The organism is Frankia sp. AgB1.9, from assembly GCF_016786355.1.
Taxonomy (GTDB): Bacteria; Actinomycetota; Actinomycetes; order Frankiales; family Frankiaceae; genus Pseudofrankia.
Window position 1 is genome coordinate 57,884 of sequence record NZ_JADWYX010000050.1, and the last position, 8,315, is coordinate 66,198.

Here is an 8,315-nt window from a genome sequence, read left to right on the forward strand (position 1 = left end):
GTGACCTGTCGTGCCAGCGGCCTACATCGTTGAAGCGGTCCGGACTCCGGTTGGTCGGCGCGGCGGCGCGCTGTCGGGGGTACATCCCGCCGACCTGGGGGCTGCCGCGATCAACGCCCTGATGGAGCGTTCGGGCGTCGACCCGGGCGCGGTCGAGGACGTCATCTTCGGGTGCGTCGACGCGGTCGGCCCGCAGGCCGGTGACATCGCCCGCACCTGCTGGCTGGTGGCCGGACTGCCCGACCACGTGCCGGGCACCACCGTCGACCGGCAGTGCGGCTCCTCCCAACAGGCCGTGCACTTCGCTGCGCAGGCGGTGCTCTCCGGCACGGCCGACCTGGTCGTCGCCGGCGGCGTGCAGAACATGAGCGCGATCCCGATCTCCTACGCCATGACCGCCGGCCAGGCGCTCGGCTTCGCCGACCCGTTCTCCGGCTCGCCGGGCTGGCGGGCGCGGTACGGCGACGGCGAGGTCTCCCAGTTCCGCTCGGCCGAGATGATCGCCGAGAAGTGGTCGCTGAGCCGGGACGTGATGGAGCAGTTCGCGGTCCACTCGCACGAGCGGGCGATCGCGGCCCGCGCCGAGGGCCGGTTCGACCGGGAGATCGTGCCCGCGTTCGGCCTCGCCGCCGACGAGGGCCCGCGCGAGCCGAACTGGGCGAAGATCCGCTCTCTGCCGACGTTGACGCCCGGCGGCCGGGTCACGGCGGCCACCGCCAGCCAGATCTCGGACGGCTCGGCCGCGCTGCTGATCGCCAGCGAGGCCGCGGTCCGGACCCACGGACTGACGCCCCGCGCCCGCATCGACCACATCTCGGTCCGCGGCGCGGACCCGGTCTGGATGCTCACCGCGCCGATCCCGGCGACCGCGCACGCGCTGGCGAAGGCCGGCCGCACGCTCGACGACATCGACCTCGTCGAGATCAACGAGGCCTTCGCCTCCGTGGTGCTCGCCTGGGCCGCCGAGACCGGCGCCGATCCGGAGAAGGTGAACGTCAACGGCGGCGCGATCGCGCTGGGCCACCCGCTCGGTGCCACCGGCGCCCGCCTGATGACCACCCTGCTGCACGAGCTGGAGCGCACCGGCGGCCGTTTCGGCCTGCAGACCATGTGCGAGGGCGGCGGCCAGGCCAACGTCACCATCCTGGAACGGCTGGGCTGAGCCGGCGACGAGGCGCGGGAGCGGGGTCGGTCTGATGACACAGGGCGAGGGCGAGATCGCGGCGGCGGTCGCCGTGGCCGGCAACGCCGCCCGGTACGACGGCCAGGCGGTGATCGTGACGGGCGGGACCCGGGGGATCGGCCGGTCGATCGCCCTGGCGTTCCTCGCGGCCGGCGCCGACGTGCTCGTCTGCGGCCGGTCACGACCGGAGACACTGCCGGCCGTCGCCGGCCGGGAGGCCAGCTTCGTCGCCGCCGACATCCGGGACGCGGCCGAGGCGAAGGGGCTCGTCACCGCGGCGGCTGACCGGTTCGGCCGCCTCGACGTCCTGGTGAACAACGCCGGTGGCGGCCCGGTCGCCGACGCGGCGACGGCCTCGCCCCGGTTCTTCGAACGGGTCGTCGCCCTCAACCTGCACGCCGCCTTCTACGTCAGCCAGCCCGCCAACGCGGTCATGCAGACCCAGTCCGGCGGCGGCGCGATCGTGAACATCGGCAGCGTCTCCGGCCGCCGACCGGCGCCGGGCTCGGCCGCCTACGCGGCGGCCAAGGCCGGCCTGGTCGCGCTCACCTCGTCCCTCGCGCTGGAGTGGGCGCCGAAGGTGCGGGTCAACCACGTGACGGTCGGGCTCGCGAACACCGCCGTCGACGCCGGCGGCTTCTACGGCGAGGCGACCGCCGCGATCGACGCCGTCGTCCCGATGGGCCGGGCCGCCCTGCCCGCCGACGTCGCCGCCGCCTGCCTCTACCTGGCCTCCCCGCTCGCCGGCTACGTCACCGGCGCCGACCTGGAGGTTCACGGCGGCGGCGAGCTCCCCGGCTTCTACGTGGCCACCAACAAGAACGCCTGACGCCGGCCGGTCTCGTGGCTGCGGCCCGATGACCCGTCGCCGCGCTCTGTCCCGCCGCCTGCCGCCCCGCCGGGGTGCGTCAAGGTGTTCTTGACGGCCTTAGGCGTCAGGGCTACCTTGACGGCATGGCTACTTCGGGAGCGTCCACAGTGACGACCAGCGAGCCGGCGCTCGCCCGCTGCTCGTTCTGCGGCAAGGACCAGAACTCGGTCGCCAAGCTTGTCGCCGGTCCTGGCGTCTACATCTGCAACGTCTGCGTCGACCTCTGCAACCAGATCATCCCGCTCCCGGCGCCCGAGCTCGGATCCTGGGATGAACAGTCCGATGACGAGCTACTCGCCAGCCTGGCCCGGATTCAGGCCGTGGTCTCCCAGGTCGACGCCGCCGTCCACCATCACGTGGACGCACTGCGTCGCCGAGGAATCAGCTGGACCCGCATCGGCGAGACCCTCGGCGTGACGAAGCAGGCAGCGTGGGAGCGCTTCTCCGGCGAGGACTAGCCCGCGGCGGCGGCGCGTTCCGCGGAACGCGCAGCGGCGGCCCGGTCGCCCTGTCGAGCGACCGCTCAACGACCTAGCGTCGCGGCGGTTGGCGACCGTGGGACCGGCCGAGAGCCTTAGAAAGGCACCAGCGTCGTGGTGGTTGCCGGCGCGAGTGTGGTGGTGGTGATGGGCGGTGCCAGCGTCGTGGTGGGCGCGATTGTGGTCGTGGGTGCCGGCGTGGTCGTCGGCACGAGCGTCGTCGTCGGTGCGGGCGTCGTCGTGGGCACCAGCGTGGTGGTGGGTGCCTCTGTCGTCGTCGGCACGAGCGTCGTGGTGGGTGCGAGGGTCGTCGTGGGCACGAGTGTGGTCGTCGGCGCCACGCTGGTGGTGGTGGACGGCGGCGCGGTGGTCGTCGTCGACGTGACCGGCGGCTTGGTCGTCGTCCGCGGTGGGTGCGTCGTGTGCGGCGGACGAGTGGTGTGCCCAGGCCGCGGGCCGCACCAGTTGCCGAGGGTGTTGACGGTGGGAACGCTGAAACCGAGCGCGACCATCTGCTTGAGGAAGGACCGCCGCCCGGTGCTACCGGGAAGGCTGTCCTCGTCGATCGGGCCGTCCGCCGAATCGTCCCGCGGGCGCTCCTCCATGGTCCCCCCTACACATCACCACTGAGGGCGCCAAGATATCGCATCAAGGTTAGGCGATCCCGGATTCCGCCAGAACCTCGATTTCGCGGAGCTGCGCGACGCAGTTGGCCACCTCGGCGGACGGGGCCGGGGCCAGCGCGAATGCCTCAGCGAGTGACTCGGCGATCTGCGCGACGGTGCGGTCGCCGTCGCAGAGCTCCAGGATGACCGCGGCGGTGTTGTTCAGGCGGTGTTCGCGTGGCGGAGAAAACTGGCGGACCAGGAAGCCATCCGTGAGCTGTATCACCTCGTTCCCCGGCGCGAGCACGGGCCGGTCGTCATCCGACCAGTCGTGTGATAGGTCGACCGCGGTGAGAAACCCGTCGGCAATACGTTCACGAAGGTACCGACGCGGGTCGCCCCAGGTCTTACGGAATTCCATAAAAGCGGGTGCGTCGTGTGGAAAATCCGCCAGGAGGCGTTCGTAGGCCCTTTGATGTACCGCCACGGTGACGGGCGCGCTCCCGCCGCCGCGGGGCGCGGGGGCCGGTAGCAGGCACACGTCCCAGTTCTCGTCCGCGACCACCGCGAGCTGGTCCCGGTGATCCGGCCAGGTTGGTACCACCGGGCCGGCCGGGTCGTCGACCACGAGTACATGGCCGTAGCCGCGCCGCGCCGCCGCCGTGATGGCGGCCCGCCACCGGGACAGCCGCCGCCACTCCGGGTCCGCCGCCGGCTCGGCGTCCCCCGTGACCCGTTCCACCCGCCAGGCGACGTCGGCCGGATGCGTGTGGGCGGCACAGGCCTCGTCGTCGCCGGCCACGCACAGAACAGCGTCGAAGACGGCCAGCGGGTGCTCGGACTGGGCACGGGCCTGCCCGAACACCGCGTCGGCGTCGACGTCCGGGCCGAGCAGCTCCCGGAAATGCTCCTCGATCGGAGCGTGATCCCAGCCGACCTCCGACCAGGCCACCTGGTAGTTGCGAATCCGGTCCTCCCACCGGTTCGCGTACCCGGTGCCGGCGGGCCGTGGGAAGCGGTGCAGCCAGCCCAGCCCGGGATGGCAGAGCACCCGTGCGCCCCGCTGCCGGAACTTCTCGTGCAGGTAGCCCTCCTCCGCGCCGAAACCGCGCAGCCTGGGATTCAGCCCGGGCCACGCCTCCCGGCGGCAGGCGAACAGACCGAGTCCCTGCATCGCGATCTCGAACGGCTCACCGCTCGGGTCGTCGACCCGCGGGTCGCGCCCCCACTGCCCGAACATGCCGGCACCCCAGGTCGGCTCCAGATGCGTCGCGGCCGGCTCACCGAGGCTGTCGTACAACAACGGCCCCTGCAGCAGGTCCCGGCTTTCGGGATGGGCGTCGAACCAGTTCACGAGGTGGGTGAGCGCACCGGGCCGCAGCAGCACGTGTGAATCGACGCAGCAGACGATGTCCGCCTCGGTCTCGCGAAAGACCAGGTCACGCACGGCCGTGCCGCGATAGCCGGCGAAGGGGACGTACCGATAGCCGGGAATCCAGTCCGCCAAGGCCCGCAGGGCCTCCGCGGCGGCTCCCTCGGGGTGGTTGTCGATGACCACGAACGACAGCTCCGCCGATACCTCGGACTTGTAGAGCCGAATCGCCTGGATCGTGAACCAGACCCCATCGAAGTCGTCGTACGTCGCCATACCCACGCAAAGCCGTGGCAGCGCCCGCCCCCGTTCGTCTGGCACGAACCGAAATCCTACCGTCGATGCGTGGACGAGCGGTCCTGGTCAGCTTTGGCAGGTCGGCTGAATCACGTCGACACAGGTCCGGGAGCTATGGTGCCTCAGCGGTCTGGCCCCCATAGCTCCCGCACGGTCGCATACACCTTCTGGTTGTGGCTGAACTCGACGACGTTGCCATCCGGGTCATGCACCGCGCAGATGTAGCCGACCGGGTCCGGCATGTCCCGGGGCTCCCACCACAGGCTGCCGTCCACCCGGGCCTTCGCGGCGATCGCGTCGATGTCCGAGCGTCGCGGGACCTCGATGCCGAGGTGCGCGAACGGTTTCAGGATGCCCTGCCGCGTGCCCTTCGCCGCGTTGAAGGCAGTCAGGACCAGGACGAACGGCGTCTCCCATTGGCCCGGGTTGGACAGCCAGGCGTTGCGGCCGTCGGGGTCCTCCCGGGTCGCGACGACGACCAGCGGCGTCATCGACGTGTAGAACGCGATCGAGGCGTCCAGATCCCCGGACGGCAGCGCGATGTGAGTCCAGCGGGGCTGGCTGAGCGCGGAGTCGCCGGGTCCCGTCGTAGCGGCGGGTGTCCGCGTCCTGTCGGTGGTCACCGGCGTCCCTCCTTCTGCGCTGCCGGTGCCGTGGTCGCACCGGGTTCTCGGCTGTTCGTACCCGGTGGGCCGGCGCGGGCGCACCTCCGCCAGGTCGCGGTCCCACGGCGCAGGGCCGTCACACGCGGCGTCCCCGACGTGATGGGACCTTGAGTGTCGCTAATGGTGTTCAGGTGACTACTAGGTGAGACTTGCTCTATCGGCTGGCGGACGCGGGCCTGGAGGAGTCGCGACATGGTGATGAGACCGAGACCGGCCACCTGGCGGCGCCCCGCGCGGGCCAGGACTACGGTCGCGGCCGGGCTGGCCGTCGTGCTGACCGGTGGTCTGGCCGCCTGCTCCACGGGTGGGTCCGCGCGCCCGGCCGCGGCGGCGGGCCCGTCGGTACCGGTCTCCGTGCCGAGCTACGACCCCGCGAAGGGCGCCCGCCCGGATGCCACGGCCGGCACCTGCGGCCCGGACAAGGACGGCGGCTGGTCGCTCGCGGGCACCGTGCGCAACACGGCGAAGAGCAAGCGGTCGTACTCGATCGTCGTCGACTTCGTCACCGACAGGGGCAGCACCGTCATCGACACCCGGGTCGTCAAGGTGCCCGGCGTCGAGCCGGGTGCGTCGGCCCCGTTCTCCGTCGCCGGCGCCGCCGGCCGCGGCAAGGACACCCTGCGCTGCGTGCTGCGCGACGTCCAGTTCGGCTGACAGCCTCGCCGTCCGCTTCACCCCGCGCCGTGCTGACGCGCGGCTCGTAGGAGAAGGAGAACGTCGTGGGCGGGGCGGAGCTGGGTCGGTGGCTCGCGCGGCGGTGGGGGCGGGTGGTCGGCGCGCTCGCGACCGTCGCGGGCCTGGTCACGGCGGTCGTCCTGATCGTGGGCGCAGTGGGGGGACAGTCCGGTTCGACCCCGCCGGCGCCGGCGGCCACCGAACCGGCCAAGCCCCGGCTGCCACCGGGCGTCACGCTGATCGCGCAGCTGTCCCACGACATCCCGCGGTACGGGACGCCCGACTCGAAGAAGGCGGCGGGCGTGGTGCCCGGGGCGTGGCTGGGTTCGCCGACGGCGTTGCCGGTGATCGACCTGCGGCCCGGCTGGCTCCGCGTCCGGCTGGCGCAGCGCCCGAACTTCTCGACGGCGTGGATCCGGACGGCCGATGCGCGGCTGGTGAGCACCTCCTACCGGATCGTCGTCTCCGTCCGCGACCGGCATCTGCGGCTCTACCAGAACGACAGGCTCGCGCTGGACGCCCCGGCCGGCGTCGGCACTCCGGATGACCCGACGCCGACGGGCGAGTTCTTCCTCGCGCTGTTCGCGCCCCCGCCCGGGCCCGGGTACGGCGACTTCATCCTCGTCACGTCCGCGCACTCGACGAAGATCACGGACTGGGCCAACTCCGGGGACGCCATCGTCGGCATCCACGGCCCGCTCGGCGCCGACTCGGCGATCGGCACGACCGGCGCGGCGGTCTCGCACGGCTGTGTCCGGCTGCACCTGGCCGACCTGGCCCGGCTGCGCCAGGTCCCGGCCGGTACCCCCATCTCCGTCGTGGGCAGCCCGGTTCTCTGACGGCCCGGTTCTCTGACGGCCGGGCGTGCCGGGACCCTCGGCTTTCGACACGCCGAGTAGTGCAATGTAGTAATCTGATTACGCTAAGTGACTATGGTTGCCCTCGGCAGTGTCAACCGCATCCCGCCGCGCGACCCGGCGCTGGCTCCGTCGGGGTAACGGGGGCGGGGAGTGCTCGAGGAGCTTATGTGCGCATCGCCGGGAGAACCGGGTCAAGAACCCGGTCAGTGATCATTTCTGCGCGGGTCGCGGCGCCGGCCGCCCTCGCGCTGGGAACAGCCGCCGCGGCCGCGGCGGTCGTGCTCGGCCCGCAGACCGCCAGCGCCGCCCAGTCGTCAACGCTCACCCTGACGTCGTCGTCGAGTCCGGGCCGGTTCACCGGCCCCGGGCAGACGCTCACGTACAGCTATGTGATCAGCAACGGCGGGACCGCCACGCTCTACAACGTCGGCATCCAGGATCCGCAGAGCGGGCTGTCGACGATCGACTGCCCGAACTCCGTGCTCGACCCCGGAGCGTCGGAGACCTGCGAAGCGACCTACACGACCACCCAGGCCGACTTCGACCAGGGATTCGTCACCGACCTGGCGACCGCCAGCGGCGAGCTGGCCTCCGAGGGCGGCACCATCACCTCGGCGCCGGCCAGCCTCACCGTCCCCGACGACAAGGCGGCGCTGGCACCGACCACTCCGAGCGCCACGCCTGGCTTCGTCTCCGACCAGGCGCCCGACACCCCTTCCGGCTTCGTCTCTGACGCCACCCCGGATGCCACACCCGACGCCGGTTCCGGCTTCGTCTCCGACGCTGTGCCTGGCGCCGCGTCGGGCTTTGTATCGGACGCTGCGCCTGGCGCGGTGGCAGCTGACGCGGTGGCGCCTGATGTGGCCGCGCCTGAGGCGCCGGTTGGTCCGGCCTCGGACTCGGTCGGGGCGCCGCTGGCGCCGCGGCCCAACCTGAACGGCGTGGGCGGCGGCGTCGCCCTCCTGCCGCTGCCCTTCCCGCTGCCGATCGGCGGTACGGGAACTGACAAGGGCGGCGTGGGCACCGGTGTCGGCGGCGTCGGCGTGGCCGGAGTCGGTGTCGGCGGGGTGGGCGGCCCGGCTGGCGGCGGTATCGGTCCTGCTGGCGGTGGCGGTGGCGGTGTCGGCCCGGCGGGCGGCGCCGGCCCGGCCGGCACGAGTCCGATCGGTGGCGCCCCGGCCCAGGTCACCGGCTGACCTGCTCCACTCGCGAGCCCCAGGCTCGGCGCGCCCGCACCGGACGCGCCGAGCCGGCCGCCCCCTGGCGGCTTTTTGGGCTTTTTTTCTGCGCCACAGGGGGTCATCGGCC

9 protein-coding genes are annotated in these 8,315 nt (G+C 72.4%); 6 read left to right on the plus strand and 3 right to left on the minus strand.

What is annotated here, in order from left to right:
* Positions 1–10: 10 nt before the first annotated feature.
* The 3 genes from I6A60_RS20935 (at position 11) to I6A60_RS44110 (ending at position 2,512) form a co-directional block, all read left to right on the plus strand.
* Positions 11–1,162 (plus strand): acetyl-CoA C-acetyltransferase, encoded by a 1,152-nt coding sequence (locus tag I6A60_RS20935; protein WP_203021538.1) that lies wholly within the window; start codon positions 11–13, stop codon positions 1,160–1,162.
* A gap of 34 nt (positions 1,163–1,196) precedes the next feature.
* Positions 1,197–2,012: an SDR family oxidoreductase gene (locus I6A60_RS20940; protein ID WP_203021539.1), complete on the plus strand. Its 816-nt coding sequence runs from the start codon at positions 1,197–1,199 to the stop codon at positions 2,010–2,012.
* Positions 2,013–2,137: 125 nt separating this feature from the next.
* Positions 2,138–2,512, plus strand: a complete 375-nt coding sequence (locus tag I6A60_RS44110) for a ClpX C4-type zinc finger protein (RefSeq protein WP_049806831.1) — start codon at positions 2,138–2,140, stop codon at positions 2,510–2,512.
* Between the two features lie 116 nt (positions 2,513–2,628).
* Here the strand turns inward: I6A60_RS44110 and I6A60_RS20950 are convergent, their stop codons facing one another.
* The 3 genes from I6A60_RS20950 to I6A60_RS20960 form a co-directional block, all read right to left on the minus strand.
* Positions 2,629–3,138, minus strand: coding sequence for a hypothetical protein (locus I6A60_RS20950; protein ID WP_203042768.1), 510 nt, complete (start codon positions 3,136–3,138; stop codon positions 2,629–2,631).
* Between the two features lie 49 nt (positions 3,139–3,187).
* Positions 3,188–4,831 (minus strand): PqqD family protein, encoded by a 1,644-nt coding sequence (locus I6A60_RS20955; protein WP_307873786.1) that lies wholly within the window; start codon positions 4,829–4,831, stop codon positions 3,188–3,190.
* A gap of 98 nt (positions 4,832–4,929) precedes the next feature.
* Entirely contained in the window at positions 4,930–5,430 is a 501-nt protein-coding gene (locus I6A60_RS20960) for a VOC family protein (RefSeq protein ID WP_203021541.1), read from the minus strand.
* A gap of 234 nt (positions 5,431–5,664) precedes the next feature.
* Between I6A60_RS20960 and I6A60_RS20965 the strand changes: the two genes are divergently transcribed.
* From I6A60_RS20965 to I6A60_RS20975, 3 genes are all read left to right on the plus strand, one after another.
* A complete protein-coding gene (locus tag I6A60_RS20965) occupies positions 5,665–6,126 on the plus strand; it encodes a hypothetical protein (RefSeq protein WP_203021542.1) in 462 nt (153 codons plus the stop codon).
* A 65-nt stretch (positions 6,127–6,191) separates the two neighbouring features.
* Entirely contained in the window at positions 6,192–6,986 is a 795-nt protein-coding gene (locus I6A60_RS20970) for a L,D-transpeptidase (RefSeq protein WP_203021543.1), read from the plus strand.
* 227 nt (positions 6,987–7,213) lie between these two features.
* On the plus strand, positions 7,214–8,203 hold the full coding sequence (locus I6A60_RS20975) for a hypothetical protein (RefSeq protein ID WP_203042769.1): 990 nt from the start codon (positions 7,214–7,216) through the stop codon (positions 8,201–8,203).
* The last annotated feature ends 112 nt before the right edge of the window (positions 8,204–8,315 follow it).

Excerpts from the sequence above, each read along its gene's own strand:
- I6A60_RS20940 (WP_203021539.1), top strand. The coding sequence starts at position 1,197 with ATGACACAGGGCGAGGGCGAGATCGCGGCGGCGGTCGCCGTGGCCGGC.
- I6A60_RS20965 (WP_203021542.1), top strand. The coding sequence starts at position 5,665 with ATGGTGATGAGACCGAGACCGGCCACCTGGCGGCGCCCCGCGCGGGCC.
- I6A60_RS44110 (WP_049806831.1), top strand. The coding sequence starts at position 2,138 with ATGGCTACTTCGGGAGCGTCCACAGTGACGACCAGCGAGCCGGCGCTC.
- I6A60_RS20950 (WP_203042768.1), bottom strand. The coding sequence starts at position 3,138 with ATGGAGGAGCGCCCGCGGGACGATTCGGCGGACGGCCCGATCGACGAG.